Annotated in this window: 27 protein-coding genes; 13 read left to right on the top strand and 14 right to left on the bottom strand. The window is 59.8% G+C overall.

The genetic code is table 11. The annotated features are described in order from the left end of the window. Window positions 1-453: 453 nt before the first annotated feature. Complete coding sequence (locus M2366_RS17420) at window positions 454-816, bottom strand: DUF2061 domain-containing protein (RefSeq protein ID WP_042041126.1); 363 nt, start codon at window positions 814-816, stop codon at window positions 454-456. Between the two features lie 174 nt (window positions 817-990). On the opposite strand from M2366_RS17420, the gene M2366_RS17415 reads away from it, so the two are divergent. Next, window positions 991-1,197, top strand: a complete 207-nt coding sequence (locus M2366_RS17415) for a hypothetical protein (RefSeq protein ID WP_224432083.1) — start codon at window positions 991-993, stop codon at window positions 1,195-1,197. An 83-nt stretch (window positions 1,198-1,280) separates the two neighbouring features. Here M2366_RS17415 and M2366_RS17410 read toward each other — a convergent pair whose 3' ends face one another. Genes M2366_RS17410 through M2366_RS17400 form a run of 3 tightly spaced genes read right to left on the bottom strand, consistent with a single transcriptional unit; the run spans window position 1,281 to window position 4,493 of the window. After that, window positions 1,281-2,150 carry a 23S rRNA (adenine(2030)-N(6))-methyltransferase RlmJ gene (locus tag M2366_RS17410; RefSeq protein WP_259270274.1) on the bottom strand — a complete coding sequence of 290 codons (870 nt, stop codon included), beginning with the start codon at window positions 2,148-2,150 and terminating at the stop codon, window positions 1,281-1,283. Further along, window positions 2,144-2,575, bottom strand: a complete 432-nt coding sequence (locus tag M2366_RS17405) for a DUF2390 domain-containing protein (protein ID WP_259270294.1) — start codon at window positions 2,573-2,575, stop codon at window positions 2,144-2,146. Before M2366_RS17405 ends, M2366_RS17410 begins: the two co-directional genes overlap by 7 nt. 4 nt (window positions 2,576-2,579) lie before the next feature. Beyond that, window positions 2,580-4,493, bottom strand: a complete 1,914-nt coding sequence (locus M2366_RS17400) for an ABC transporter ATP-binding protein (protein WP_259270273.1) — start codon at window positions 4,491-4,493, stop codon at window positions 2,580-2,582. A gap of 240 nt (window positions 4,494-4,733) precedes the next feature. Between M2366_RS17400 and M2366_RS17395 the strand changes: the two genes are divergently transcribed. Next, window positions 4,734-5,144: a CBS domain-containing protein gene (locus tag M2366_RS17395; RefSeq protein WP_259270272.1), complete on the top strand. Its 411-nt coding sequence runs from the start codon at window positions 4,734-4,736 to the stop codon at window positions 5,142-5,144. 89 nt (window positions 5,145-5,233) lie between these two features. Here the strand turns inward: M2366_RS17395 and M2366_RS17390 are convergent, their stop codons facing one another. Beyond that, on the bottom strand, window positions 5,234-5,689 hold the full coding sequence (locus M2366_RS17390) for an NfeD family protein (RefSeq protein WP_259270271.1): 456 nt from the start codon (window positions 5,687-5,689) through the stop codon (window positions 5,234-5,236). After that, the gene (locus tag M2366_RS17385; RefSeq protein WP_259270270.1) at window positions 5,686-6,600 is read right to left on the bottom strand and encodes an SPFH domain-containing protein; all 915 of its coding nucleotides are present in this window, start codon (window positions 6,598-6,600) and stop codon (window positions 5,686-5,688) included. Before M2366_RS17385 ends, M2366_RS17390 begins: the two co-directional genes overlap by 4 nt. A 194-nt stretch (window positions 6,601-6,794) precedes the next feature. Here M2366_RS17385 and cysG point away from each other — a divergent pair, with 194 nt between their 5' ends. The 8 genes from cysG (at window position 6,795) to M2366_RS17345 (ending at window position 15,501) form a co-directional block, all read left to right on the top strand. Beyond that, a complete protein-coding gene (gene cysG, locus M2366_RS17380) occupies window positions 6,795-8,234 on the top strand; it encodes a siroheme synthase CysG (RefSeq protein ID WP_259270269.1) in 1,440 nt (479 codons plus the stop codon). 67 nt (window positions 8,235-8,301) lie between these two features. Then, on the top strand, window positions 8,302-9,246 hold the full coding sequence (gene cysD, locus M2366_RS17375) for a sulfate adenylyltransferase subunit CysD (RefSeq protein ID WP_224432938.1): 945 nt from the start codon (window positions 8,302-8,304) through the stop codon (window positions 9,244-9,246). 11 nt (window positions 9,247-9,257) lie between these two features. Beyond that, window positions 9,258-10,679: a sulfate adenylyltransferase subunit CysN gene (gene cysN / locus M2366_RS17370; protein WP_042041116.1), complete on the top strand. Its 1,422-nt coding sequence runs from the start codon at window positions 9,258-9,260 to the stop codon at window positions 10,677-10,679. A gap of 4 nt (window positions 10,680-10,683) precedes the next feature. Next, complete coding sequence (locus tag M2366_RS17365; RefSeq protein WP_259270268.1) at window positions 10,684-12,408, top strand: SLC13 family permease; 1,725 nt, start codon at window positions 10,684-10,686, stop codon at window positions 12,406-12,408. Window positions 12,409-12,569: 161 nt separating this feature from the next. Next, the gene (gene cysC / locus M2366_RS17360; RefSeq protein WP_259270267.1) at window positions 12,570-13,163 is read left to right on the top strand and encodes an adenylyl-sulfate kinase; all 594 of its coding nucleotides are present in this window, start codon (window positions 12,570-12,572) and stop codon (window positions 13,161-13,163) included. A gap of 313 nt (window positions 13,164-13,476) precedes the next feature. After that, window positions 13,477-14,013: a type VI secretion system PAAR protein gene (locus tag M2366_RS17355; protein WP_259270266.1), complete on the top strand. Its 537-nt coding sequence runs from the start codon at window positions 13,477-13,479 to the stop codon at window positions 14,011-14,013. Then, on the top strand, window positions 14,010-14,912 hold the full coding sequence (locus M2366_RS17350; RefSeq protein ID WP_259270265.1) for a glycine zipper family protein: 903 nt from the start codon (window positions 14,010-14,012) through the stop codon (window positions 14,910-14,912). The genes M2366_RS17355 and M2366_RS17350 overlap by 4 nt, the downstream gene beginning before the upstream one ends. After that, the gene (locus tag M2366_RS17345; RefSeq protein ID WP_259270264.1) at window positions 14,902-15,501 is read left to right on the top strand and encodes a hypothetical protein; all 600 of its coding nucleotides are present in this window, start codon (window positions 14,902-14,904) and stop codon (window positions 15,499-15,501) included. Before M2366_RS17350 ends, M2366_RS17345 begins: the two co-directional genes overlap by 11 nt. 250 nt (window positions 15,502-15,751) lie before the next feature. Here the strand turns inward: M2366_RS17345 and M2366_RS17340 are convergent, their stop codons facing one another. The 7 genes from M2366_RS17340 to M2366_RS17310 all read right to left on the bottom strand — a co-directional run bounded on the left by M2366_RS17340 (window position 15,752) and on the right by M2366_RS17310 (window position 21,784). Beyond that, a complete protein-coding gene (locus M2366_RS17340) occupies window positions 15,752-16,603 on the bottom strand; it encodes a TIGR03899 family protein (RefSeq protein WP_259270263.1) in 852 nt (283 codons plus the stop codon). A 154-nt stretch (window positions 16,604-16,757) separates the two neighbouring features. Next, a complete protein-coding gene (locus M2366_RS17335; protein ID WP_396021390.1) occupies window positions 16,758-17,231 on the bottom strand; it encodes a DUF3299 domain-containing protein in 474 nt (157 codons plus the stop codon). 23 nt (window positions 17,232-17,254) lie between these two features. Further along, window positions 17,255-18,502 (bottom strand): FtsX-like permease family protein, encoded by a 1,248-nt coding sequence (locus tag M2366_RS17330; RefSeq protein WP_259270262.1) that lies wholly within the window; start codon window positions 18,500-18,502, stop codon window positions 17,255-17,257. Then, complete coding sequence (locus tag M2366_RS17325; protein ID WP_224432095.1) at window positions 18,496-19,185, bottom strand: ABC transporter ATP-binding protein; 690 nt, start codon at window positions 19,183-19,185, stop codon at window positions 18,496-18,498. The genes M2366_RS17330 and M2366_RS17325 overlap by 7 nt, the downstream gene beginning before the upstream one ends. Window positions 19,186-19,189: 4 nt before the next feature. Next, window positions 19,190-19,816: a DUF2796 domain-containing protein gene (locus M2366_RS17320; RefSeq protein WP_259270261.1), complete on the bottom strand. Its 627-nt coding sequence runs from the start codon at window positions 19,814-19,816 to the stop codon at window positions 19,190-19,192. Window positions 19,817-20,177: 361 nt separating this feature from the next. Further along, on the bottom strand, window positions 20,178-20,720 hold the full coding sequence (locus tag M2366_RS17315; protein WP_042041107.1) for a YtfJ family protein: 543 nt from the start codon (window positions 20,718-20,720) through the stop codon (window positions 20,178-20,180). Between the two features lie 185 nt (window positions 20,721-20,905). Next, window positions 20,906-21,784: a hypothetical protein gene (locus tag M2366_RS17310; protein ID WP_259270260.1), complete on the bottom strand. Its 879-nt coding sequence runs from the start codon at window positions 21,782-21,784 to the stop codon at window positions 20,906-20,908. Window positions 21,785-21,936: 152 nt separating this feature from the next. Here M2366_RS17310 and M2366_RS17305 point away from each other — a divergent pair, with 152 nt between their 5' ends. Next, the gene (locus M2366_RS17305) at window positions 21,937-22,293 is read left to right on the top strand and encodes a hypothetical protein (protein WP_259237596.1); all 357 of its coding nucleotides are present in this window, start codon (window positions 21,937-21,939) and stop codon (window positions 22,291-22,293) included. Window positions 22,294-22,422: 129 nt separating this feature from the next. On the opposite strand, the gene ppa is transcribed toward M2366_RS17305, so the two are convergent. Then, entirely contained in the window at window positions 22,423-22,953 is a 531-nt protein-coding gene (ppa, locus tag M2366_RS17300) for an inorganic diphosphatase (protein WP_259270259.1), read from the bottom strand. A gap of 233 nt (window positions 22,954-23,186) precedes the next feature. On the opposite strand from ppa, the gene mpl reads away from it, so the two are divergent. Both mpl and M2366_RS17290 read left to right on the top strand, forming a co-directional pair. After that, window positions 23,187-24,551 (top strand): UDP-N-acetylmuramate:L-alanyl-gamma-D-glutamyl-meso-diaminopimelate ligase, encoded by a 1,365-nt coding sequence (gene mpl, locus M2366_RS17295; protein WP_259270258.1) that lies wholly within the window; start codon window positions 23,187-23,189, stop codon window positions 24,549-24,551. Next, window positions 24,548-25,159 (top strand): flavin prenyltransferase UbiX, encoded by a 612-nt coding sequence (locus M2366_RS17290; RefSeq protein ID WP_259270257.1) that lies wholly within the window; start codon window positions 24,548-24,550, stop codon window positions 25,157-25,159. Before mpl ends, M2366_RS17290 begins: the two co-directional genes overlap by 4 nt. Window positions 25,160-25,250 lie beyond the last annotated feature (91 nt).

The raw sequence follows: 25,250 nt of genomic DNA, 5'->3' as shown, positions 1-25,250 counted from the left end.
ATCAATGGCTTACCTTCCATCCTCTGAAGCCGACTGTGTTCCCTTGACCTCTTCTTTTTGCACAACCATTACGACTGTATAGAAAATCAGTGTGACCTTGGCCATGGTAAGCGCCGGTATGGCTACCGCACTGGATTTCAGCTTCCAGTGTGCTGCTATTTGGCTGCGCTTGAGGGATGGCGTGGCTCATGGGTGACTCCAACGAGGCGTATGTTGCCAATCGGATATGTTAGCGGGTATGGCGCTGAGGGGAAGGGCAGGGTGATGGATTTCTGGGCGGGATCAAAGAATGAGTCGCTATGGCAAGGGATGTGTCGGCGTAGCGAGTCTGTGAGAGGGGGCTATGCCCCCTCATTGGGCTCATGGGGCGGTTTTGCTGACCTCCTTTAGCCAGCAGCAGGGGTTGGCGGCAGCTATAGCCGCTCGTGAGGGGGAAGGGCTGGTCGCCCTCCCTTACGCCAGTGCCAGTTGCTGGCGGGCGCGCCACAGCCGCTCGTGGAAGAAGAAGACCACGGTGTTGATGGCAGGTTCGATCAGTGCCATCACGCCGCCGGTGAGCAGCTCGCCGCTCAGCAGGTAGGCGACGGCGAAGGCCACCGAGAAGTGCACCAATGCGAAGCTGCTGGTCTTGGCATTCAGGCTGTGGCCCGGTTTGAATTTGTTCCAGGCCAGATCGTGGAAGTAGAAGGCGACCGTGTTGACGGCAGGCTCGATCAGGGCGATCAGACTGGCGGTGAGCAGCTCACCGGTCAGCAGGTAAGCCACGGTGAAGGCGACACCGAAGTGCAGGATGGCAAAGCTGATGGTTTTTTTCATGATGGTGTCTCCTCTGGCGATGAGTGCAGTATCACCCGGAATGACATCAAATGAAAACTATTCTCATCTATTGGCTGAATAGAAAAAACCTATCGACCGAGGCCACCAGATTGGGGCGTTGACTGGATCTATGGCGACGATAGAGTGTGCTTTTGCCATGAAAAAGGAGCTTTCATGACCATCAATGCCAACATTTATGTGCTGTTCATCTTGCTGCTGATGATCATCGTCGGCGTCGTTGCCTGGCGACTGGCGCGGCGCAAGAGTCGGCATCCTGTGCTTATCACCTTCCTGTGCGTGCTGCTCTGCCTTGCACCACCCTTCGCCCTGCTGGCGCTGCTCATTTTGGCGCTCTGGCGAGATATGCCCGTCAGGGCCTAATGCGAGAGGTGCGCCACCCCGGCAACGGCAGACAGAGAAAAGCCCCTTTCGGGGCTTTGTCATGCTTGCGGTCGGTGAGAGGCTCAATCCTCAGCCTTGTTGAGCCACTCCACCTTGTACTGGGCGCCAGCGCCCTGGGCCAGCTTGGCGCACAAGGGTTTCAAGAAGGCTTCTATCTGCTCGGCCAGCATCCAGGGGGGGCTGACGATCAGCATGCCTGAGCCATTCATGCCCCAGTCGCTGGTTTGACCGGCCACTTCCAGCTCGGCGACCAGGACGTTACCGAAGTTCTCCCGTTTGATGGCCCTGAGCATGTCGCGGGACTTGTCTGCCTCCTGACCCAGGATGGGATACCAGAGGGCATAGATGCCGGTGGCCCAGCGCTTCTGGGCCTTTTTCAGGGTATCGACCACGGCGAAGTAGTCTTCTTTCAATTCATAGGGGGGATCGATCAGCACCAGTCCTCGGCGCGGAGTCGGTGGCAGCAGGGCGACCAGTCCCTCGAAACCATCGCGATGATGGACGGCGACGCGAGGGTCATAGCCCATGTTGGCGCGAAGATCCTCCACCTCGTTGTTGTGCAGCTCCATCAGGGCCAGCTTGTCCTGCTCGCGGATAAGGCGGCGCGACAGCTCGGGAGAGCCCGGATAGTAGTGCAGCTCAGAGCTGTTTCCTTCTTGAGCGGGGTTCATCTCTTCGATGACGCCAAGATAGGGGGCCATGGCCGCCCAGTCGCTTCGCTCTTCCCACAGCCGCCCTATGCCGTCGGCATACTCGGCCTTCTTCTGGGACCAGTCGCCGCGCAGATCGTACAGGCCACCACCGGCATGGGTATCGAGCACGATGAAGGGTTTGTCCTTCTTCTTGAGAGACTCGATGATCAGGGCCTGTACGGCATGTTTAAGGACGTCGGCATGATTGCCTGCGTGGAAGGCGTGGCGATAGCTCAGCATATTAGATCTCTCAATGGCCCCTGTTCGGCGCCCAATAAAGTCAGGTAGTTCATCAAATTGTGGCCAGGCTCCCGGCGTGGGGGCGAGGCGCGCAGGCATTGCAGCAGCACACCCTGCTGCAACTGTTCCAGCTCCAGTTCATGGGCCAGCATGGCCTGATACTCATCCTCATCCAGCCGCGCCTTGGCGCTTTGGCGCAGGGCGCGCCAGGGGGCGAGCACGGCCTCGGTCTGCATCAGCGCCGGTTGCAGCTCGGTGAGATCCACGCTGAGCTCGGCAAGATCCAGCCAGTGCAGCAGCAGGGCCAGGTTGACGTTGCCCCCCTGGTTCTGCACGGTGAGCCAGTCCTGGCTGCGCTGGCCATAGACCTTGCCGCTCCAGTGCCAGAAGCGCAGCGGACTGGGCAGGCCGCAGCCGTCGCTCATCAGATCATTGCTCAAAGAAGGCTGACTCCATGGTTTCCAGCTCTTCGCTGAGCGCCATCCAGGCCATCTCCACCTCTTCCAGCTCCTCCTTGATGGGGCCCTGGGATTTGAGCAGCTCGGAGAGCTGTGCCTTGGCACTCTCTTCGTAGATGGCGGGATCGGCGAGTTGCTCCTCCACGGCGGCCAGCTTGTTCTGCAGTTTCTCCATGCTCGCCTCGAGCTTTTCCAGCTTCTGGCGCAGGGGGCGGGTCGCTTGCCGGAACTCCGCCTCACGCCGTTTCTGATCCTTGCGACCCAGGGCCGAGTTGGCGGTCACCACCCCATCGCCGGGCTTGGCATTGGCCTCTTTCTCCTGCTCGCCGAGCCACTTGTGATAGTCGTCCAGATCGCCGTCGAACGCTTCGACCCGGCCGCCGTGCACCAGATAGAAGTCATCGGTGGTGGTACGCAGCAGGTGACGGTCGTGGGAGACCACCACCATGGCGCCTTCGAAGCCTTGCAGCGCCATGGTCAGGGCGTGGCGCATCTCCAAGTCCAGGTGGTTGGTCGGTTCATCTAGCAGCAGCAGGTTCGGCTTTTGCCAGGTGACCAGGGCCAGCACCAGTCGGGCCTTCTCGCCACCGGAGAAGGGGGCCACCTTGTCCAGGGCCTTGTCGCCATGGAAGCCGAAGCTGCCCAGATAGTTGCGCAGCTCCTGCTCTGTCTTGTCCGGGGCGAGGCGAACCAGGTGATCGAGAGGGGTGTCGTCCAGACGCAGGGTCTCGAGCTGATGCTGGGCGAAGTAGCCGATGCTGACCCCGGCACTCACTTCGAGCTTGCCGGATAGCGGCGGATTGGAGCCCGACAGCATCTTGATGAAGGTCGACTTACCGGCGCCGTTGCGCCCCAGCAGGCCGATGCGCGAGCCGGGTACCAGGTTGAGTTTGATCTTCTCCAGGATCACCTTGTCGCCATAACCGGCGCTGAGGTTCTCCATGACGATGAGCGGAGTCGGCAGGGCCGAGGGCTCGCGAAATTCGAAGCTGAATTCGGAATCGGCGTGGGCAGGCAGGATCTTCTCCATCCGTTCCATGGCCTTGAGGCGACTCTGGGCCTGGCGGGCCTTGGAGGCCTTGTAGCGGAATCTGTCCACATACTCCTGCATGTGGGACATCTCCCGCTGCTGCTTCTCATACATGGACTGCTGCTGGGCCAGCTGCTCGGCGCGCTGCAACTCGAAGTCGGAGTAGCCGCCGGTGTATTCGTTCAGGCGACCATTCTCGATGTGGATGATGCGATTGATGACCGAATCGAGAAAATCCCGGTCGTGGGAAATGAGGACGAGTGTGCCCTGATAGCCCTTGAGCCACTTCTCCAGCCAGATGACGGCATCCAAGTCCAGGTGGTTGGTCGGTTCATCGAGCAAGAGCAGATCCGAGCGGCACAGCAGGGCCTGGGCGAGGTTCAGGCGCATGCGCCAGCCACCGGAGAAGCTGCGCACCGGCGAGCCGAGCTGTTCATCGCTAAAGCCCAGGCCGTGCAGCAACTCGGCGGCGCGGGCGCGGATGCTGTAGGCGCCTATGGTGTCGAGCCTGCCGTGCAGCTCGGCCACCAGCAGACCGTCGTCATCCTGCTCGGCCTTGGCGAGCTGGGCTTCGAGGGCGCGAAACTCTTTGTCGCCGTCGATCACATAGTCGAGGGCCGAGCAATCCAGCGCCGGGGTCTCCTGGGCGACACCGGCTATCTGCCAGCCGACCGGCAGCGAGAAGCTGCCGCTGTCTATGGTGAGTTCACCGCGGATCAGGGCGAAGAAGGTGGATTTGCCACAGCCGTTCTTGCCCACCAGGCCCACTTTGTGGCCCGGATGTATGGTGGCGGAGGCGTTGTCCAGCAGCTTGCGGCCGCCGCGGATCAGTTCGATTTGACTGGCAACTATCATGGGTGGGATCTGCTTGCTCGAGAATGAAGAATAAAACCGGTGCAGATATTACCATGACAGGGATCTGCGCGTGCGGGAACCGGGATAAAACTGACGGGATGTTACGTGAAATGAGGGGGATTTGCACTTGAGCCGACTGGTGCGCAGCCGATAAAGATGTCATAAAAGGGGAGCCTGGGCAGCCTTGCCCCTGGCCCCGCTGTCGGGACAGGTATCCCGGCCCAGGATAAGGAGTCTGCCATGCAGGTTGAAACCATAATGACGACCCGGGTCGTGACCGTTGAGATGGACGACCGCCTGAGCGTCATCAAGGAGATCTTCGAGCAGGCCAATTTTCGCCATTTGCTGGTCATCGAAGAGGGGCAGATAATCGGCATCATCTCTGATCGGGATCTGCTTCAGGCACTGAGCCCCTATCTGGACTCTGCCGCCGAGCAGAGCCGCGATACCGAGACCCTCAATCGCCGCGCCCACCAGATCATGACCCGGGATCCGGTCACTGTCTCCTCCCACCAGACCCTGGCCTATGCGGCCCGGCTGATGCTGGACAAGAAGGTCTCCTGCCTGCCGGTGCTGGATCAGGGGCAACTGGTCGGGGTGCTGAGCTGGAAGGATCTGCTCAAGGCCGCGCTCGAAGGTGGCAGCCTCTAGCGCTGTCGCCACTGGCCACTGGCTCAGCAGTCAGCATGACAAAGGGCTCCGTGGAGCCCTTTTTATTGTCTTGTCATTGATCCCGGCGATCAGGGCAGGGGCTCGACCAGCAAGATGTGGGAGTCTGTGCCCACCACCTTGACCCGGCTACCCGCGGCCAGGTTGCTGGCGCAGCGCACCGTCCAGACGGTGTCATCCAGATGCACCCGGCTCATCCCCTGGCTGACATCATCGAGCAGCGTCAGCTCCCGCCCCATGTAGCTCTGCATCCGTTCGTTGATGGGGGCGGCCGCATCGCGGCTCGAGCGGTCGCGCTTGTGCTGCCAGCGCCACCAGGCCCAGGTGGTGATCAGGGATTGCAGGGCGAACAGCAGCAGTTGCCATTGCCAGCCAAAGGGCCAGAGCAGCAGCAAGATCCCCACCTCAAGCGCGGCTATGCCTGTCCAGAGCAGGAAGCCGACCGAACCCAGCACCTCGATGGCGAGCAGCGCGAAGCCAAGCCCCAGCCAGTGCCAATGGGTCAGGCCTGCCAGCAGTTCGGTCATTTTTTCTCGCCCTTGTTGAACAGCTCTGTCATGCCGGCTATCGAGCCTATCAGGCTGCCCGCTTCCAGCGGCATCATGATGATCTTGCTGTTGGGGCCTTCACCGATCCGGGCCAGAGCCTCGGTATATTTCTGGGCGACGAAGTAGTTGACCGCCTGCATGTCCCCCTCGGCGATAGCCCGGGAGACCATCTGGGTTGCCTTGGCTTCGGCCTCGGCGGCCCGTTCCCGCGCCTCGGCGGCGAGGAAGGCGGCCTGGCGTTCCCCCTCGGCCTTGAGGATCTGGGACTGCTTCTCCCCCTCGGCCTTCAATATCTTGGACTGGCGCACCCCTTCGGCTTCAAGCACCTCGGCCCGTTTCTGGCGTTCTGCCTTCATCTGGGCATTCATGGCTTCGACCAGTGCCATGGGGGGACGCACATCCTTGATCTCTATCCGGGTCACCTTGATGCCCCAGGGGGCGGTGGCGGCATCCATGGTGCGCAGCAGCTTCTCGTTGATGGTGTCGCGCTGGGAGAGCATCTCGTCCAGCTCCATGGCACCGAGCACGGTCCGCATATTGGTCATGGTGAGATTGCGGATGGCGCTGGTGAGATCGTTGACCTCATAGGCCGCCTTACGGGCATCGACGACCTGCACGAAGCTGATGGCGTCTATGGTGACGTTGGCGTTATCCCGGGAGATCACCTCCTGGGCGGCGATGTCGAGCACCTGTTCCATCATGATGATCTTGTGGCCGACGCGGTCCACATAGGGGATCAGCAGATTGAGGCCGGGGGAGAGGGTGCGGGTGTAACGGCCGAAGCGTTCCACGGTCCAGTTGAAGCCTTGGGGCACTATCTTGATGCCAGCCCCCAGGGTCGCTATCACCAAGAAGACAAAAATCCCTAGGACTATCAGTGACTCATTCATTATCAGCTCCTTATGAAACACAGTGCGCTAGCCTATGCCTTCGCCTGAAACACCACAAGCTTAGGTTTATTCTGACTCGCCCAGCTGTCGTTTTAATTACCAAAACGTCTTAAAAAGCATTTTTTATTATTTTGAGGGATAAGTAAGCCTGCCTATAGTCCCCTGAGTTAAGCAGTATTGAGGGATGCGTCGAGATGGATTACTTACCTATGTTTGCCAAGTTGGAAGGCCGCCCGGTACTGCTGGTGGGTGGGGGCGAGGTTGCCCTGCGCAAGGCGCGCCTGCTGCTGGCCGCGGGTGCCAGAGTGACGCTGGTTTCCCCTCTCCTCGCCACTGAATTTGATGAGCTGGCGGGCCGTTTCAACCATCTGCCAGTGCGGTTTGAGCCCGCCCATCTTGCGGGGCAACTGCTGGTGGTGGCCGCCACCGACGATAACGAGGTCAACGGCCTCGTCTATGAGAGCGCCACCGAGCTGGGTCTGTTCGTCAATGTGGTCGATGACCCCGCCCGCTCCAGCTTCATCTTCCCCTCCATCATCGACAGGTCTCCCATCATGGTGGCCGTCTCCAGCGGCGGCAAGGCCCCGGTGCTGGTGCGTCTGTTGCGCGAGCGGCTCGAGAGCCTGCTGCCCCGCCATCTGGGTGGCTTGGCCGAGCTCTCTGGCCGAGTGCGTGAGCGCGCCAAGCAGCTGCTTGGGTCACTCTCGGATCGCCGCCGCTTCTGGGAGCGGGCCTTCGCCTCCAATGCCCTGGCGGGGTTTATCGAGAAGCAGGATTGGCAAAGTGCCGAGGCTTGGCTCAATGAGGGGCTGGACAAGGCGCAGCGGGAGCTGGGCGAGGTGGTGCTGGTCGGTGCTGGCCCCGGCGATCCTGGCTTGCTGACCCTCAAGGGCTTGCAGCAGATCCAGCAGGCGGAAGTGGTGCTCTACGACCAGCTGGTCTCCCCCGAGATCCTGGATCTGGTGCGCCGTGATGCCACCCTGATCTCGGTGGGCAAGAAGGCAGGGGATCACAGCGTGCCCCAGGAGGAGACCAATCGCCTGCTGGTGCAATACGCCAAGGCGGGCAACCGGGTGGTGCGTCTCAAGGGTGGCGATCCCTTCATGTTTGGTCGCGGCGGTGAGGAGCTGGAGGTGCTGGCAGACGAGGGGATCCCCTTCTCCGTGGTGCCCGGCATCACGGCGGCGGCAGGCGCCACCGCCTATGCGGGCATACCGCTCACTCACCGCGACCATGCCCAGAGCGCCGTCTTCATCACCGGTCACTGCCAGAAAGCGGGCCAGGAACCCGACTGGCAGCAGCTCGCGGCCACCAACCAGACCCTGGTGATTTACATGGGGCTGATGCGCTCCGAACACATTCAGCAGCAGCTGATTGACCATGGCCGCAAGGCTCAGACGCCGATCGCCATCATAGAGCGCGGCACCCAGGCCCGGCAGAAGGTGTTGACCGGCACCCTGGGGGAGTTGGCCAGCTTGGCTCAGCGGGCGGCAAGCCCCTCCCTCATCGTCATCGGCGAGGTGGTGTCACTGCGCGACCGACTCGCCTGGTTTGGCGAGAAAAGTGGGGATAAAAGCGCAGAGACAAACGCTGAGCCAAGTGGCAACGACCTGAAACTGGTCAGCCTGGCCTGACCCTGACAGACCCGATTTGATTTGCCGGTGAGGCGCGAGCCTTATCGAACTGAACCCGAACCGCGCTCTGACCAAGCGCGTTAGCCAGACCAGAGGACCCGACATGGACCGTGAAAGATTGACTCATTTGCAGCAACTGGAAGCCGAGAGCATCCATATCATCCGCGAGGTGGCTGCCGAATTTGAAAACCCGGTGATGATGTACTCCATCGGCAAGGACTCCTCCGTCATGCTGCACCTGGCCCGCAAGGCCTTCTATCCGGGCAAGATCCCCTTCCCCCTGCTGCACGTGGACACCAACTGGAAGTTCAAGGAGATGATCAAGTTCCGGGACGAGACCGCCAAGAAGTACGGGCTGGATCTCATCGTCCACAAGAACCCGGATGGCCTGGCCATGGACATCAACCCCTTCGTGCACGGCAGTGGCAAGCACACCGACATCATGAAGACCGAGGGGCTCAAGCAGGCGCTCAACAAGTACGGTTTCGATGCCGCCTTCGGTGGTGCCCGCCGGGACGAGGAGAAGTCCCGGGCCAAGGAGCGGGTCTACTCCTTCCGTGACAAGTCCCACCGCTGGGATCCGAAAAACCAGCGGCCCGAACTGTGGCGCGTCTACAACAGCCAGGTCAACAAGGGGGAGAGCATCCGGGTCTTCCCGCTCTCCAACTGGACCGAGCTGGACATCTGGCAATACATCTATCTCGAGAACATCGACATAGTGCCGCTCTACTTTGCCGCCATGCGCCCCGTGGTGGAGCGCAGTGGCATCAAGATCATGGTGGATGACGAGCGCATGCCCATAGGCCCGGATGACGAGGTGAAGCAGGAGCTGGTGCGCTTCCGCACCCTGGGTTGCTACCCGCTGACCGGTGCCATCGAGTCCGATGCCACCACCTTGCCGGAGATCATCGAGGAGATGCTGCTCACTACCTCGAGCGAGCGGCAGGGACGATTGATTGACCACGATCAGGCCGGCTCCATGGAGCAGAAGAAGCGTCAGGGATATTTCTAAGGAATCGCATCATGAACAACCATATTCAGACCGCCATCAGCGAACAGGGCATTGAAGCCTACTTGCACGCCCAGCAACACAAGAGCCTGCTGCGCTTTCTCACCTGCGGCAGCGTGGACGACGGCAAGAGCACTCTCATCGGTCGCCTGCTGCATGACTCCCAGCAGATCTATGAAGATCAGCTCAAAGCCCTGGAGTCCGACAGCCAGAAGCTCGGCACCACAGGCGAGAAGCTGGACCTGGCGCTGCTGGTGGATGGTTTGCAGGCCGAGCGCGAGCAGGGCATCACCATAGACGTCGCCTATCGCTATTTCTCGACCGCCAAGCGCAAGTTCATCATCTCGGATACCCCGGGCCACGAGCAGTACACCCGCAACATGGCGACCGGTGCTTCCACCTGCGATCTGGCCATCATCCTGATCGACGCCCGCAAGGGGGTGCTGGATCAGACCCGTCGTCACAGCTTTATCGCCAGCCTGCTCGGCATCAAGCAGTTCGTGGTCGCGGTCAACAAGATGGATCTGGTGGAGTTCAGCCAGGAGGTGTTCGATCGCATCAGTAGCGATTACCGCGAATTCGCCAAGAAGCTCGCTGTGGATTCTATTCAGCTAGTGCCGGTCTCCGCCCTGGACGGGGACAACGTGGTCAATGCGAGCGACAAGCTGGCCTGGTATCAGGGCGAGACCCTGCTCTCCTTGCTGGAGAGCGCCGAGGTGGAGCGCGAGCTGGAACGCCATCCGGTGCGCCTGCCGGTGCAGTATGTCAGCCGTCCCAACCTCGATTTTCGCGGCTTCGCGGGTACCCTGGCCTCCGGCATCCTGCGAGTCGGCGACACCTTGGCGGTGTTGCCATCCGGCAAGCAGAGCACTGTGAAGCGCATCGTCACCTTCGACGGCGATCTGGAATATGCCCTGCCGGGTCAGGCCATCACAGTCACTTTTGCCGATGAAATAGACATCAGCCGCGGCGACCTGCTGGTGGATGCCGCGAGGCAGCCCCGGGTGACCCAGAACGTGCTGGCCCACATCGTCTGGATGGGGGAGGAGTCCCTGCAGCCGGGCCGGGTCTACGATATCAAGCTGGCCACCAAGAAGACTCGGGGTCAGGTCGAGGTCGTGCGCCACCGCATCGAGATCAACAAGCTCGACGAGCTGGCGGCTTCCGAGCTCAAGCTCAACGAGATCGGCCTGTGCGAGCTGAGCCTGACCGACCCGGTTGCCTTTGATCCCTACACGGATATCCGCGACACCGGCAGTTTCATCCTCATTGACCGGTTGACCAACGTCACCGTCGGGGCTGGCATGATAGTGGAAGGGCTGGCCGCAAAAGCGGTGGCCGGGCAGTACAGCGAGTTTGAAGTTGAATTCAATGCCCTGGTACGCAAGCACTTCCCGCACTGGCAGGCGCTGACCATCGCCAACGGCAAGGAGTAAGTCCATGACCTGGCAACAATCCCTGGTGCTGGGTCTGCTGGCTGCCCTCATTGTCCTGTTGATCCAGGGTAAACTCCGCCCGGCGCTGCTCTTCTCGGGCGCCGTGCTCATCACCTATCTGAGCGGGCTGGCGGACATCAACGCCGTGGTGGCGGGTTACACCAACAGTGCCTTGCTGACCCTGGTGTTGCTGCTGCTGGTGTCGCTCGCGGTGGAGAAGACCCGGGTCATGAGCTGGTTCGCCAATCTGGTGGGCACGGGGTCGTTCAACAAGGTGCTGGTGAAGCTGTGGTTCTCCACGGCTTTCCTGTCGGCCTTCGTCAACAACACGGCGGTGGTGGCCTCCATGCTGGGGGCTGTCAAACGCAATCCCAACCATGCGCCCTCCCGCTTGCTGCTGCCGATGTGCTTCGCGGCGACCTTCGGTGGCGTACTGACCCTGATCGGCACCTCCACCAACCTGATCGTCAACAGCTTCCTCATCAAGATGGGGGCCGAGCCCCTTGGCATGTTCGACTTCTTTATGGTGGGAGCGGGGACCCTGCTGACCGGCCTTATCGCCGTGCTGCTGTTTGCCCGCTATCTGCCGGAGCAGGATACCGAGATGAGCCGGGAATCTGGCTATTTTCTCGAGGCCAAGGTGGGCGCAGGCTCGCCCCTGGCCGGGCGCAGCGTCAAGGAGAATGGGCTGCGCAGCCTCAAGAGCCTCTATCTGGCCGAAATCATTCGCGGCAGTCAGGTGATCTGCCCGGTGCAGCCGGAGCACGAGCTGCACGAAGGGGACATGTTGCTGTTTTGCGGCGACGTGGAGAGCGTCGGCGTGTTGCAAGAGCTCAAGGGGCTGGAACTCTATGGCCAGCACCGGCTCAACGGCCAGCATCTGGTGGAGGTGATCGTCAGCCACAGCTCGCGGCTGGTGGGGCAATCCATCAAGGATGCGGAGTTTCGCACCCACTTCGATGCGGTGGTGCTGGCGGTACGCCGGGGCGAGACTCAGCTCACCGGCGGTCTGGGCCAGATTGAATTGCATGCCGGCGATACCCTGCTGTTGGCCCCCGGCCCTAAGTTTGCCAGCAACAAGTCCCTCTCCCGGGAGTTTGTGGTGGTGAGCGGACTGGAAGCCTCCACCCGGCTCGATGGCAAGCGCAGCGCCGCCGTGGTGCTGGGCTTTCTCGGGGTGCTGGCGCTGTCGGTGCTGGATCTAGTGCCCCTGTTCAAGGGCTTGTTGCTGATGCTGGTGGCGCTGCTATTCACCCGTATCCTGACCCTGGACGAGATCCGCCGCCGCTTTCCGCTGGATATCTGGCTGGTGGTGGGGGGCGCGCTCGCCATCGCCGATCAGCTGGAGAGCAGTGGTCTGGCCAAGTTGATTGCCGACGCCTTGATGGGGGAGTTCAATGGTGCCAGCCCCATCATCGCCTTTATCGGCATCTACTTCTTCACCCTGGTGCTGACCGAGTTGATGAGCAACAACGCCGCCGCTGCCCTGGCCTTCCCCATGGGCTATCAGCTGGCGCTCAGCATGGATGTTTCCACCATGCCGTTCATCCTGGCGGTGCTGTTTGGTGCCAGCTCCAGCTTTATATTGCCCTATGGCTATCAGACCAATCTGATGGTCTATGCGGCGGGCAACTACAAGATGCCGGACTACCTCAAGCTGGCCCTGCCGGTCTCCCTGGCCTACAGCATCGGGGTGATCATCATGGTGCCCCTGCTGTTTCCGTTTTGATGGGGGCGGGTGATACCGGCAGGATCATGGGAAGCGATGCAAGGCATTGAGATGCGCAGCAGTGGGCAGCGGCAAGCCGCCCATTGATGGGCAGAGGCTTGGTTGCGGGAAGTCAGAAGAGTTTCAGCGTGGCAGCGTCAATGCCAAACAAGGAGTTTTAGATGAGCAATATCGTGTGGCACGACCATGCCGTCAGCAAGCAGAGCCGCTCTGAATTGAAGGGGCAAAAGCCGCAAGTCATCTGGTTTACCGGCCTGTCCGGGGCGGGAAAATCCACCCTGGCGGGGGCCCTGGAACAGGCGCTGGCGGCCGAGGGCAAGCACACCTATCTGCTGGATGGCGACAATGTGCGCCACGGCCTCTGTGGGGATCTCGGTTTCGACGACGCCGCCCGTCAGGAGAATATCCGCCGGGTCGGCGAGGTGGCGAAACTGATGGTGGATGCGGGCCTGATCGTGCTCACCGCCTTTATCTCACCGTTCCGTGCCGAGCGGGCGCTGGTGCGCAATCTGTTGGGAGCGGACGAGTTCGTCGAGGTGTTTGTCGATGCGCCGCTCGCCATCTGTGAAGAGCGGGATCCCAAGGGGCTCTACAAGAAGGCGCGGGCCGGGGAAATTCGTAATTTCACCGGTATAGATTCCGCCTACGAGGCGCCGGAGCAACCCGAGATCCACCTGCTCAACGCCGGTAAACCGGTGGCCGTGCTGGTGGATGAACTGCTGACAGCCCTGCGGCAGCGGGGGTTGATCGACTGATGTCGATTGTTGGTACCGTGCGTAAATAAACAAGGGGCAATTGCCCCTTTGTTTATTTCCTGCCAACCATTCCCCGTGTCTCTGTCGTTATTTATCCGCGGAGCGTTTTCGAGACCGTAGGGTGCAATAAGCGCAGCGCATTGCACCGCGAACCTTGCGGTTGCCTCTCTGCCGAGAAAGTTCGATGCGGCTACCATACCTTCGCCGCCGGGATCTCGCTGACGTTGGCCATGTAGCACGGGCCGAGTCGTTTGGCTTCAAAAGGAAATCATTTTGTTGTAGGGTGGATTTCATTTGAGGCAATGGAACTCAGATGTCAAAGCATGCAGCCAAGGTTGGTAACATCGGCACTGACCATGAAGGATTTCATCCAACAGCTATTACGGCAGGCTCGCCAGATGTCTTGATCGACGGCATCCCCGCCGCCAGGGTTGGCGATCCACTAGCTCCTCACGACAAGCCTAATCACCCACCACACCCACGCAAGATCTCATCTGGCTCATCAACTGTGCTCGTCAATGGCAAGCCCTTGGCCATCACCGGTGGCTCAGTCGATTGTGGTGGGATAATCATTGGGTCTGGTACGGTTGTTGTGGGGGACATGGCTCCACCTCCTTCTACATTCATCCCCATCATCCCCCCTTCTCCGGTGTTTGATGAAATGATCAAGCTTGTCTCCGAAGAAGGCACACCATTATCGAACACGCCTTACTTTGTTGAACTACCTGGTGGGGAGACAATGCAAGGTTTTACCGATCTTAACGGTTGTGTTCCACGCATCAAGACAGAGAAAGAGGATGTCTTGCGTACATATTTTGGTGTTGTTGCTTTAGAAAGGTGGAAGCAATGAGTGATATGACGAACTATGTATATAAGAAGCCAATTAATACAAATGAAGAGTCTGGCTCGGTTCATGAAGTAACATCAACATGGATGCCAGCAAGGGCGTTCTTTTTTTCTGTTGTTGAGTCTATTGGGAAAGAAGGGTTTCTCGTCAGAAAAATTTACAGCTCTATTGATGACCCATTCCTGCAGCAGAAAAACCTTCCAAAATATCAAGCGTTGATGGAGGTATTCCCTGAGCGGTATGGGCTGAATCCGAAGAATATTAATTCAAGTGTTACTGTCGCTGAGCATGTTATGGGAAATAACATGTCTAAATATAGTTCGACTAGTGTACTGTTCCCTGGCGGTTCGCCGAGATTTAATGGAAAATCTATATTTATAGATATTCATAAGGCTCTGCAGTCAGGTACGACGATAGTACAAACAAGTGAAATAATTAGTGAGTTGGAAAAATATAAAAACCTATATCCAAAGCAAACAAAGCGAATAGATAAAATTTCAGGCTACGTGCAGAATATTGACAAAGAAGCATTGCTACTGGGAAAAGTACCGGCCAAAGCAGTGTTTAATGAGAGTTCGTTGGCTATCACTCAAAAAATGGTGCAAGCGGGACGAGTTGTTAAGGTCTTTGGATTCGCTTTCACGGCATATGACTTGGGAAAAGCCTCAAAAACTTCGGTAGAACTCGGTAGTGTTAAGCCCATTTCAGCTGAGGTGGTCCGGCAAGCCGGTGGATGGGGTGGGGCAATCGCTGGGGCTAAGGTTGGCGCGGTCACAGGGGCGGCTCTTGGGATCGAGACTGGTCCTGGTGCCATCATAACTGGCCTGGTTGGCGGTATTGTCGCTGGTGCGGCAGGGTACTACGGTGCAGACTGGATAGCAGATCATATTTATGAAGATTAAATTGATGAGTATTCTGAACAATCTACTAGGGAAACAGCGATCCGCAGAACCGTTGGACATGAAAGGTATTTTCAGCGGCTCAGGTTTTTCTGAGGCACCACTTCATGCTTACAAAGGGTATCCGACTCCACTACCGCCAGATGCGGTGATTGAAGCATATCTTGTACGTTTCCTTGTATCGGAAGAGAACCTGAGTCGCCTTTTCCTGATGTTCGAGAAGGCAGGTTATGTGGTCAATCCGGGGCAGCATACCCAAGTCATGGAGAGATCGCAGGAGCCGATTGGTAAAAAGGTAATGCTTTTTTTACACCCCTCATTTTCGGGAACTGTTGTCTCGTGTGCAAGTGATGACCTCGATGTGCTTGAAGCACTCCAGCAGACCAGGCTAGATCCGCCTCTCCCGGCAGACTCATTCCCATGGATTGATCCCGAAGGTTTGGGATCCCTGCAGGGCGACATCGAATACTGGTGGATGCATCTTTGGTTGCCATTTTGGGTGTCATTGAACCAAGAAGAGCAATTATCCTTGGAGCTTGAACCAGAATGGCGTGAATTCATCGAGAATCATCAACCATCGCCCCCCCAATAACTGCTTGCTCTCGCCTATTCCATTTTTACGCTTTGCGCACTATCCCTGAATATACAGATATTGGGGCAGTCACCATTTTAAGTGGGGTGCAGCGGGGGAAGGCCTGCTTGGCGAGGTCTATGGCCAGCAGCAGTGAGTCGCCAATGGCTGAAGGACGGGCGAAATCTCGTCAGGGACAACGCTTTCGTATCCTGTGTGGCGCAGCCACAGCAAGCGACGAGGCGCTTGGTCGAGATCTTAAGAGGGGGCATCAGCCCCCTTCGTTTTCCTGGGTCGGGGCTGTGGTGACGCTCACCTCCATGGTGAGCCCCTGACCGAGCACGGCTTTCAGATCTTGCAGGTACTCTTCCAGCGGCAACTCCTGTAACAGCTGGGCGAGTTCGTTGCCCACTGGCGTCAGACGGTAGTAGAGCAGGGTGATGTTGGCCTGCTTGCGTTGCAGGCGCCACTGCTGGTTACCAAACGCCAGCTCGACCCCATCGGCAGGCAGGGGGCCGGATTCCAGTTCGCCCCTGTGCAACAGGCCGAGTTCAAAGAGCTGCAACAGGGCGCCATAGGGGAGCCGGTATTTGCCAAGGCCAAGGCGGGTCACCTTGGCGCGGGTGAGCAGGCTGGCGCCCTTGTGCAGGCCCAGCAGCAGACGCTGCTCATCGCTGCCCGCATAGTGGCAGGAGAGCGCGCAGACTCGCTGAAACAGCATGGCTTCGCGCTGGGTCATCTCCTTGAGGGTGGCCAGGGCGCGGATCGAGAAGCGGCCCGGTGTGGCGACCTCGATGGCGAAGATGCGACCCCACAACTGCTGCATGGGCACCATGCTGATATCTTCGGCCAGTTGCAGGAAACGGGTCAGCCAGTCGCTGTCCATCTCGCCGCCGGCGGCGCTCTCCTCGCAGTGGCGGGACGCCATCACCATGATGGCTTCCAGGTTGCGCTGGCGTGCCGCCTGATCCGCGAGTTGGCGAAAGCTGGCCCTCTGCTCGAAGGTGCTGTCGGTGTTGCGGGTCAGCATGCCGTCTATGCCGCGGCTGCGGGCCAGACGCAGGGTCTGTTCCTGGCTGCTGAGGATGGCACTCTCTTTCTTGGGTGGGGGCAGATCGGCCATGGCGGCTCCATGCACAAGGGGACTGGGGTCAGATGTTACTCTAGTTGGCCCGACCGGTAATACCCCCGTGCGGCAGGTTGGGACTCAGTAAGCAGAACGGCCCCGAGGGGCCGTTTTGCGAGTACCTGAATGACGGCGACCGAAGCCGCCGCGACTACTCCTCGTAGACGGCGACCTCGACCGCTTCCATGCTGTAGCCGGTGTTGGCCATATCCTGACTGGTGCTTACCGTCTTGATCTTGCCCTTGACCCAGATGGCATCCCAGAGGTCATCCACGGGGGCGCCTTTGGGGTAGCTGACATAGACCACCTGATTGGTGGGCGGGGGCGGCACATGAATACAGGCGCCAAAATAGGGCACCAGCAGGAAGGCGGTGACCTTCTTGGCATCCCCCTCCAGTGGCACCACGAAGCCGGGCAGGCGGATCTCCTGACCATCCAGCGCCTTGTTGACCTCCCCGACCGGCTGCGGCACTGAGCTCATGTCGCCATCATGGGGCACTGGCGGGGGCGGCAGCACGCTCTGGCCCGGCGGCAGCAGAGCATCCCAATCCAGGGTCTTGAACGGTTCGGCGGCCTGGGCTGGCAGCACCAGCAGGCCCGCCAACAGCACCATGAGTCTCAACATCATCTTCTGTCCTTCTCGATTCTTCACACGCGGATACTCATGCCGTCGCTCAGGCTGTAGCGATAGGCGCGGGCGGCAGGCAGCAGGCCGATGATCACTCCCGCCAGCCAGACCAGCCCCAGCAGTTGCCACTCATAGGCGCTTGGCAGTGCCAGGCCAAGTTGCAGGCCATAGTGGCTGAGCAGCCAGGGCGAGGCAAGCCCCTGGCCCAGATAGAGGGCGGCGACGCCAAGCACTATCCCTAAGCTGGTCAGGGCCATGGCCTCCATGGTCAGCAGGGTAAACAGGTGCCCCGGGCCTGCGCCAAGGGATCTCAGTATGGCGAGCTCGCGGCGCCGTTCGTTGAGCCCGGCCAGCAAGGTAGTGAGCATGCCGATGAGCCCGGCAACCACCACGAAGGCGGCGATGACGGAGAGCGCCGTCTCGGCCACGCTCATCATGGCCCACAGCTCCTGCAGGGCTGCCCCAGGCAGGATCGCCATCAGCGGCTCGCTCGGGTAGGTGTTGATGGCGCGCTGCAGCTGGAATGCCAGGATGCGGTTGCTCAGCCCCACCATGAAGGCGGTGATGGTCTTGGGGGTGAGATCCTGCTCCAGCGCCTGATCGGCGGTGACATTCTTGCTGTGACGACCCGTGTCCCAGCCCAGATGGATCGCCTCTATGCCCGCCAGCGGCACATGCACGGTGCGATCGATGGGGGTGCCCGTCGGCGCCAGTATGCCCACGACGGTGAAGGGCAGGTTGTCATGCTGGCTGAACGAGGTATTGCCGGCGCCATGGGCGATGACGATGGACTGGCCCAGGTGGTAGCCGAGCTTGGCCGCCACCTGGGCGCCGAGCACGGCCTCGAACGGTGTCTGGAAGGGGCGCCCCTCCCGCATCACCAGGGCTTGCTGGCGACCGTATTTGAGGTGCTTAAAGTAGTCGCCATTGGTGCCCAATACCCGGAACCCCTTGTGGGAGTCGCCGAGGGAGAGGGGGATGGTCCAGGCGATGCCGGGCCTGTCCTTGATGGCCTGGTAGGAGTCCCAGCCGACATTATTGGTGGGATTGCCGATCCGAAATACCGAGTAGAGCAGCAGGTTAACCTGGCCGGAGCGGGCGCCGACGATGAGATCCGTGCCCGAGACGGTATTGGCGAAGCTCTCGCGAGCCTGCATCCGCACCCGTTCCACGCCAAGCAGCAGGGTGACGCTGATGGCGACCGCCAGCAGGGTGAGACCGGCAGTCAGCCGCCGGGCCCAGAGACTTTGCAGGGCAAGTTTTAGCATGTGGCCCTCCGATTGAGCTGATGCAGATCTTCCACTCGGGGAAACAGGGGTTCGAGATGGGGATCGTGACTGACGAAGATGAGGGTGCTGCCCTGCTTGTCGCACTCCTCGAATAACAGGCGGATGAAGGCGGCCCTGTTGTCGGTATCGAGCGCCGAGGTAGGTTCGTCGGCGATCACCAGCTGGGGTGAGCCGATCAGGGCGCGAGCGGCGGCAACCCGCTGCTGCTGGCCGATGCTCAGGGCATGGACAGGTCGCGTCAGGGCATCGCCGGGCAGTTGCAGTTCACCGAGCAGGCGACGCGCCTCTTGTTCGGGCGAACCCTGGAGTCTGGCGCGCTTCTGTGGCGAGAAAGTGAGTGCTGTGGTGACATTGTCCAGCACGCTCAAAAAAGGCAACAAATTGAATTGTTGGAAGATATAACCCAAATGGTCGGCGCGGAAGCGATCCCGCGCCCGACCTGAGAGCTGGGCCAATGGCTGGCCCAGCACCTCGAGTCTGCCCTGGTTGGCTATCTGGATCCCCGCCAGCAGGCCAAGCAGGGTCGATTTTCCCGAACCTGAGGGGCCCTTGATGAAGACACGCTCTCCCTGTTCTATCCGTAGAGAGGGCAGTTCGAGTACGGCATCCTGACCCGGCCAGGCGAATGCGAGATCTTTGATCTCAACCACGGCAGTCGTCATGGGATCACCAGTTCACTGTGTTGGCGGTAGGAGTCAGCTCGGCGGCGGTCTGGCCGCTGGGCAAGATGCCCTGCACCGTCAGCTTGCTGAGACTGGGATATACCGAGAACAGCTTGGCAGTCAGGCCATTGAGTCGATCCGGGGCTGTGCAGTTGTAGGTATAGATGGCGCCGAGATCGGCATGGCCATCGTGCTCATGAGCGGCGTCATGGTCGTGACCTTCATGTTCTTCGTGGGCGGCATCATGGTTGTGGTCTGCATGATGCTCGTCGTGGGCGGCGTCATGGTCATGCCCTTCATGATCCTCTTCCGGCTGGGGTGCCTTGATCTCCTGATGCGCCAACTGGCACGCGGCGGCCGGGGCTATGCCAAACAGGGTTTCCGGCTGCTTGAGCTGGGCGAGGGCCTTGGCATATTGCGCCTTCTCCTCGGCCGTGGTGGCGGCGTGCTCAAAACCGACCAGGTCGGCGGCCGGGGCCTGCAGCTCAATCATCAGCTGATTGCCATCGACGACAAAGTTGAGCAGGCCGTGGCCATGTTCATGGGCGCCATGGCTGTGGCTCTCTTCATGTTCGTGATTGGCCTGGGCGCCAAAGGTGGCCAGCGCCAGCAACAAAGTTACAGCTTTCATTATTCATCCTTTAAAACAATAAGATAAGAGGGTTATGGCTTAACAGAAAAAGGATGAGGGTGGGCCGCGAATGGGCTGGGTTGGTGCCGATGGCAGGCTGGGGTTGAGGATGGGAAGGGGAGTGTACTCGGTGCAGGGGGGCGATGGGATGACTGCGAGCGGGCTGGCGGGTATGGCAAGTTTGCCATCCAGGTGCAGGGCGCAGATCAGGCAGTGGTGACTGTGATTCGGCAGGTCGGCTTCGAGCGGGTGCTGGGCGAGGGCGGGTTGTAGCCACAACCAGCTAAACAGCAGTATCCAGACTCTAATGGTAACGCGACCCATAAACCCTTGATAAGGGGCCCAAGGGGCCCCGTCTGATTCAGAGATGGGACTTGATAAGCTCCATCACTGTGGTGATCTCATTGGCAGTGAGCTGGCCATCTTTGGCAAACAGCACCTTGCCCTCTTTATCCAGCAGCACGATGGCTGAGCTCTCCGGTGTCAGCTCCCAGGCGTTGCGAGCCATGCCCTTGCTGTCCAGCACCATGGCCGACCAGGGGAACTCCTTCTTGCTATCCTCGGCACTGCTCTTCACAAAGCCGGAGGTGCCCCAGATGGCATCATTGCTATTGATGATGGTCACCGTCTGGTAGCTGTCATGGGGCAGTCTGGCCTTCTTGATCGCCTCTATCATGGGGGCGTTCAGCTCCTTGGCGCTGGAACGACCCGCGATGTGCTGGATCAGGAACACCTTGCCGGCCAGCTGTTTGCTCTGCCAGGGCCGATAGACGATGTCCTGGCCGCTGACCAGCAGTTCACCCTGCTCGGCGATCTGCACCAGAGGGACTGGGGTCGCCTCTTTGAGGTTATGAGCCAGGGCCAGGGTCGGCAGCAGCGCCAGAGTAAGCACGAGATGTTTCATCCGGATGACACTCCTTTGTTATGTTATAACGATTTTATGGCTGAGGAAATGGGTTCTCCTCATCCTAAACTGATCGGATCTGTTTAAAAAGTGTTAAATAATCGAAGAGTTAGCGCTGTGAGCCCTTAGGACGCACCAGAGTCATGATAGCGGCGGGATTCATCCAGACTGGTTGGATCTCTTGCTCAGTAGAGTGGTTCGCTGACGAGTGGGATACGTGCCATCGCCATCTGCTGCACCATCATGGGGGAGCCGGTGAGCAGCACATGTTTCTGGTTGTTGATGACCACCACATCCCCCGGCAGGCCACTGTCTGCCGTGATGGCGAGCCACGCGGGGGAGACGCTGCCGATGCTGGTGTCGGGATAGATGATGCTGAGCATGAATTGAGGGGCCAACTCGGTGAGCAGGCTGGCCATCAGCAGCGCCTTCTCATCGCTGTCGGCCTGGTTGCCCTTGAGTGCCTGCAGGGGAGGATTGAAGTGATCCATCTGCTCTGATGGGCTGGGGATAACGTTGAGCCACTCCTGAATGAGTCTTACTGAGGCGGCAAGATCCGGTGCGGCAAACTGATTCGCCAGGGGCTTGAGCGAATCCTTGAAATGGTAAAACAGCTGGGAGTAATTGGGCCTCACACAGGGCAGTTTGATGTTGGCGGGATGGACACAGGGCAGCACCATCATCTTCTCGAAGGCATCTTCCTGATATTGTTCATAAGCTTGCCAGAATTCCCGCGATTCAGGGCTGTTATCCCGGGTTGTGAAGGCCTGTTCCAGGCTGAGGAACTTGGTGGCCGTGTCGGGGCTATTTTGGTTGATCTGGCTGAGGCTGTTGTAGAGCCTGGGGCTGATATAGGCGTACAGGGTTTCTATGGGATGATTGAGGGAAGCATCGAGCAGCACCATCTCGTGCTGGCTCTTTGCCAGGGCCTTGTCATCGGTTTGCAGCTGGAAATGTTGCTGCTTGCCGTCGGCGGATTGCCACTGCCAGTCGAGTTTGACCTCTCCCGCGTGCAAGGAGCCAGCCAGCATCATGCAAGGTACCAGCTTTGGTATGGATTTCATCATGATGCACCCCGTCGGTTGACCCTGATTAACAACTAGGTGACTTGATACGTTTTTGAGCTATGTTCGGGGAAGTTTTAGGATGAACTTTTGCTAACAGTTTGATTGAGTTTTAAATTTAATTGCGAAAATAAGTCACAAGGGAAACTGTCATGAGCCGATTATGGGGATTGTTATGGTTGTGCAGCCTGCCGCTCTGGGCCGGTCAGATAATCATCACCAAGGGCGATGAGAAGATAGATGCGTTTGCTCTGCGCGATCAGCTGGCTCGGGAGCACGAGTGGCAGGAGTGGTTGCGCTATCAGGAGGCGCTGAAATGGCTGGAGGTGTTACCGGTCAACTGTGAACTCTCTCGTCAGCATGGGGGCGGTTATCGTTGTGGGGATGACTACTATCGCGCCTATCACCAGAACGGGCGTGATCTCTATATCAAGGGCGATCCTCAAGAGAGGGGGGCTGGTGCTGGCCAGAGGGGAAAGACCCCTTTAATCGACAAGCCACAGGGATGAGTCACTGACCAGCCAGAGCAATCCCCGTCATGAAGGCGGATAGCACCAGTGTTGTGCTGAACGGATATCGCCAAACAAAAAGGCGCCCGCTGGGCGCCTTTTTCGTGCATAAGCTGCGTGATTCGCGACTTATTGAGCGGCGTAACGCTCGGCAGAGGTGACGATCTCGGCTTCGGCGGCGGCTTTGTCGCCCCAACCTTCAACCTTGACCCATTTACCGGCTTCCAGCTCTTTGTAGCGCTCGAAGAAGTGCTGGATCTGGGCTTTCAGCAGCTCGGGCAGGTCGTTCACATCCTGGATGTGATCGTACTGCTTGGTCAGCTTGGAGTGCGGCACGGCCACGATCTTGGCATCTTCGCCAGATTCGTCGGTCATCTTCAGCACGCCAACCGGACGGCAGCGAATGACGGAGCCGGCCAGCAGCGGGTAGGGAGTCGGCACCAGCACGTCGACGGGATCCCCGTCCAGGGACAGGGTGGCGTTCACGTAACCGTAGTTGCACGGGTAGAACATAGGGGTGGACATGAAGCGATCAACGAAGATGGCACCGCTGTCCTTGTCGACTTCGTATTTGATCGGGTCGGCATTCTGCGGGATTTCGATGATGACGTAGATGTCGTCAGGCAGGCTCTTGCCAGCCGGTACCAGGTTCAGGCTCATGACGTTTCCTTTGAGTGTTGGAGTCAAGTTTGCAGGCCGACATTATAGCGATGTCCCGTCAAATGACCATATTTCGCAGGCAGGGGAGCGTGCTGGTGGATGCCGCGTCGCCTGAGGCCGTCCGATTTCTGTCGCCTTGCCGGGCCTGGCTGCGCTCTGGTCATGGTCGCGGCTTGTGCCACCGGGTCAAGAGACCCTAGAATGCGCACTCCCTTACTGGAAAAGGCAGCGGTATGCACATTCACATTCTCGGGATCTGCGGCACCTTCATGGGTGGTCTGGCGGTGTTGGCGAAACAGCTGGGCTATCGAGTCACCGGCTCGGATGCCAACGTCTATCCCCCCATGAGCACCCAGCTCGAGCAGCAAGGTATCGAGTTGACCGAGGGCTATGACCCCTCCCAGCTCGATCCGGCGCCGGATCTGGTGGTGATAGGCAACGCCATGAGCCGTGGCAACCCTTGTGTGGAGTATGTGCTGGATCGCAATCTGCCCTACATCTCCGGCCCCCAGTGGCTGCTGGAGCACGTGCTGCAGGATCGCTGGGTGCTGGCCGTGGCGGGCACCCATGGCAAGACCACCACCGCCAGCATGCTGGCCTGGGTACTCGAATACGCCAAGCTGGAGCCCGGTTTCCTCATCGGTGGCGTACCGGGCAACTTCCCGGTCTCCGCGCGCCTGGGCTCCGCCCCCTTCTTCGTCATCGAGGCGGACGAGTATGACTGCGCCTTCTTCGACAAGCGCTCCAAGTTCGTCCACTACCATCCGCGTACCCTGGTGATGAACAACCTGGAGTTCGACCACGCGGACATATTCCCGGATCTCGCCGCCATCCAGCGCCAGTTCCATCACCTGATGCGCACAGTACCGAGCAACGGCCGGGTGCTCTTCCCCCAGGCCGATGACAACCTCACCGCCGTGCGCGAGATGGGCTGCTGGAGCGAGGTGGAGCTGGTGGGTCAGGACGACGCCAAGTGGAAGGCTGTCAAGCTGGCCGATGACGGCTCCGCCTTCGAGGTGTGGCTGGATGGGGTCAAGCAGGGCGAGGTGCACTGGGAGTGCATAGGCGAGCACAACGTCAACAACGGCCTGATGGCCATCGCCGCCGCCCGCCATGCGGGGGTCGTGGTCGAGCACGGCATAGCCGCCCTCTGCCAGTTCAAATCCCCCAAGCGGCGGATGGAGCTCAAGGGCGAGGTGGCGGGCATCAGCGTCTATGACGACTTTGCCCACCACCCCACCGCCATCGAGACCACCCTCGGCGGCCTGCGTGCCAAGGTCGGTAAGGCCCGCATTCTGGCGGTGCTGGAGCCCCGCTCCAACACCATGAAGCTGGGAGTGCACAAGGAGGAGCTGGCTGGTTGCTTCGACGGCGCCAACGAGGTGTTCTTCTTCCAGCCGGCGAACATCGGTTGGGACCTTGGCGAGGTGACCGCCCATATGCGCCGTCCGGCTCAGGTGTTTGACGATCTGGAGGCCCTGATCAACCGGCTGGTGGCCGAGAGCCGCGCGGGGGATCATATTCTGATCATGAGCAACGGCGGCTTCGGCGGCATTCACGACAAGCTGATAGCCCGCCTCAGGCAAGGCACATCATGAACAAGCAGATCACCCTGGCGCTGACCGGTGCCTCCGGCGCCCCTTATGCCCTGCGCCTGCTCCAGTGTCTGGTGCAGGCGGACTATCGGGTTTATCTGCTCGCCTCTTCGGCCGCCCGGGTGGTGCTTAAGACCGAGCAGCAGCAGGAGTGGCCGGGGTCGCCGAAAGAGCTGTCGGCCTATCTCTGTCGCCAGTATGGCGCCAAAGAGGGGCAGATAGTGGCCTGCGGCAAGGAGGAGTGGTTCTCGCCGGTGGCCTCCGGCTCGGCGGCGCCGAAACAGATGGTGGTCTGTCCCTGCTCCATGGGCACCGTCTCGGCCATCGCCAACGGCGCCTCTGACAACCTGCTGGAGCGGGCGGCGGATGTGGTGATCAAGGAGCGCGGCCAGCTCATTCTGGTGCCCCGCGAGAGCCCCTTCTCGGCGATCCATCTGGAGAACATGCTGAAACTGGCGCGGCTCGGGGTGACCATAATGCCCGCCGCACCGGGGTTCTATCATGAGCCGAAAAGCATCGAGGATCTGGTGGACTTCATGGTGGCGCGCATTTTGGACCATCTGGGCATTGAACATACCCTGACCGCCCGCTGGGGTTACGGTAATCCGTGAATATCCGATGAGAGGCGCTGCGGCTTGCCCCTCGATGATCTGAATGTTCACCACAACAAAACGGCGCCCAGGGCGCCGTTTTTTCGTAGTG

The sequence above is a fragment of the Aeromonas sp. BIGb0405 genome (assembly GCF_024807335.1).
In the GTDB taxonomy this organism is placed as follows: domain Bacteria; phylum Pseudomonadota; class Gammaproteobacteria; order Enterobacterales; family Aeromonadaceae; genus Aeromonas; species Aeromonas rivuli.
Note: the sequence above shows the minus strand (reverse complement) of the source record. Positions and strands in the feature narration are given on the sequence as shown.

Excerpts from the sequence above, each read along its gene's own strand:
- M2366_RS17420 (WP_042041126.1), bottom strand. The coding sequence starts at position 816 with ATGAAAAAAACCATCAGCTTTGCCATCCTGCACTTCGGTGTCGCCTTC.
- M2366_RS17415 (WP_224432083.1), top strand. The coding sequence starts at position 991 with ATGACCATCAATGCCAACATTTATGTGCTGTTCATCTTGCTGCTGATG.
- M2366_RS17410 (WP_259270274.1), bottom strand. The coding sequence starts at position 2,150 with ATGCTGAGCTATCGCCACGCCTTCCACGCAGGCAATCATGCCGACGTC.
- M2366_RS17405 (WP_259270294.1), bottom strand. The coding sequence starts at position 2,575 with ATGAGCGACGGCTGCGGCCTGCCCAGTCCGCTGCGCTTCTGGCACTGG.
- M2366_RS17400 (WP_259270273.1), bottom strand. The coding sequence starts at position 4,493 with ATGATAGTTGCCAGTCAAATCGAACTGATCCGCGGCGGCCGCAAGCTG.
- M2366_RS17395 (WP_259270272.1), top strand. The coding sequence starts at position 4,734 with ATGCAGGTTGAAACCATAATGACGACCCGGGTCGTGACCGTTGAGATG.
- M2366_RS17390 (WP_259270271.1), bottom strand. The coding sequence starts at position 5,689 with ATGACCGAACTGCTGGCAGGCCTGACCCATTGGCACTGGCTGGGGCTT.
- M2366_RS17385 (WP_259270270.1), bottom strand. The coding sequence starts at position 6,600 with ATGAATGAGTCACTGATAGTCCTAGGGATTTTTGTCTTCTTGGTGATA.
- cysG (WP_259270269.1), top strand. The coding sequence starts at position 6,795 with ATGGATTACTTACCTATGTTTGCCAAGTTGGAAGGCCGCCCGGTACTG.
- cysN (WP_042041116.1), top strand. The coding sequence starts at position 9,258 with ATGAACAACCATATTCAGACCGCCATCAGCGAACAGGGCATTGAAGCC.
- M2366_RS17365 (WP_259270268.1), top strand. The coding sequence starts at position 10,684 with ATGACCTGGCAACAATCCCTGGTGCTGGGTCTGCTGGCTGCCCTCATT.
- cysC (WP_259270267.1), top strand. The coding sequence starts at position 12,570 with ATGAGCAATATCGTGTGGCACGACCATGCCGTCAGCAAGCAGAGCCGC.
- M2366_RS17355 (WP_259270266.1), top strand. The coding sequence starts at position 13,477 with ATGTCAAAGCATGCAGCCAAGGTTGGTAACATCGGCACTGACCATGAA.
- M2366_RS17350 (WP_259270265.1), top strand. The coding sequence starts at position 14,010 with ATGAGTGATATGACGAACTATGTATATAAGAAGCCAATTAATACAAAT.
- M2366_RS17345 (WP_259270264.1), top strand. The coding sequence starts at position 14,902 with ATGAAGATTAAATTGATGAGTATTCTGAACAATCTACTAGGGAAACAG.
- M2366_RS17340 (WP_259270263.1), bottom strand. The coding sequence starts at position 16,603 with ATGGCCGATCTGCCCCCACCCAAGAAAGAGAGTGCCATCCTCAGCAGC.
- M2366_RS17335 (WP_396021390.1), bottom strand. The coding sequence starts at position 17,231 with ATGTTGAGACTCATGGTGCTGTTGGCGGGCCTGCTGGTGCTGCCAGCC.
- M2366_RS17330 (WP_259270262.1), bottom strand. The coding sequence starts at position 18,502 with ATGCTAAAACTTGCCCTGCAAAGTCTCTGGGCCCGGCGGCTGACTGCC.
- M2366_RS17325 (WP_224432095.1), bottom strand. The coding sequence starts at position 19,185 with ATGACGACTGCCGTGGTTGAGATCAAAGATCTCGCATTCGCCTGGCCG.
- M2366_RS17320 (WP_259270261.1), bottom strand. The coding sequence starts at position 19,816 with ATGAAAGCTGTAACTTTGTTGCTGGCGCTGGCCACCTTTGGCGCCCAG.
- M2366_RS17315 (WP_042041107.1), bottom strand. The coding sequence starts at position 20,720 with ATGAAACATCTCGTGCTTACTCTGGCGCTGCTGCCGACCCTGGCCCTG.
- M2366_RS17310 (WP_259270260.1), bottom strand. The coding sequence starts at position 21,784 with ATGAAATCCATACCAAAGCTGGTACCTTGCATGATGCTGGCTGGCTCC.
- M2366_RS17305 (WP_259237596.1), top strand. The coding sequence starts at position 21,937 with ATGAGCCGATTATGGGGATTGTTATGGTTGTGCAGCCTGCCGCTCTGG.
- ppa (WP_259270259.1), bottom strand. The coding sequence starts at position 22,953 with ATGAGCCTGAACCTGGTACCGGCTGGCAAGAGCCTGCCTGACGACATC.
- mpl (WP_259270258.1), top strand. The coding sequence starts at position 23,187 with ATGCACATTCACATTCTCGGGATCTGCGGCACCTTCATGGGTGGTCTG.
- M2366_RS17290 (WP_259270257.1), top strand. The coding sequence starts at position 24,548 with ATGAACAAGCAGATCACCCTGGCGCTGACCGGTGCCTCCGGCGCCCCT.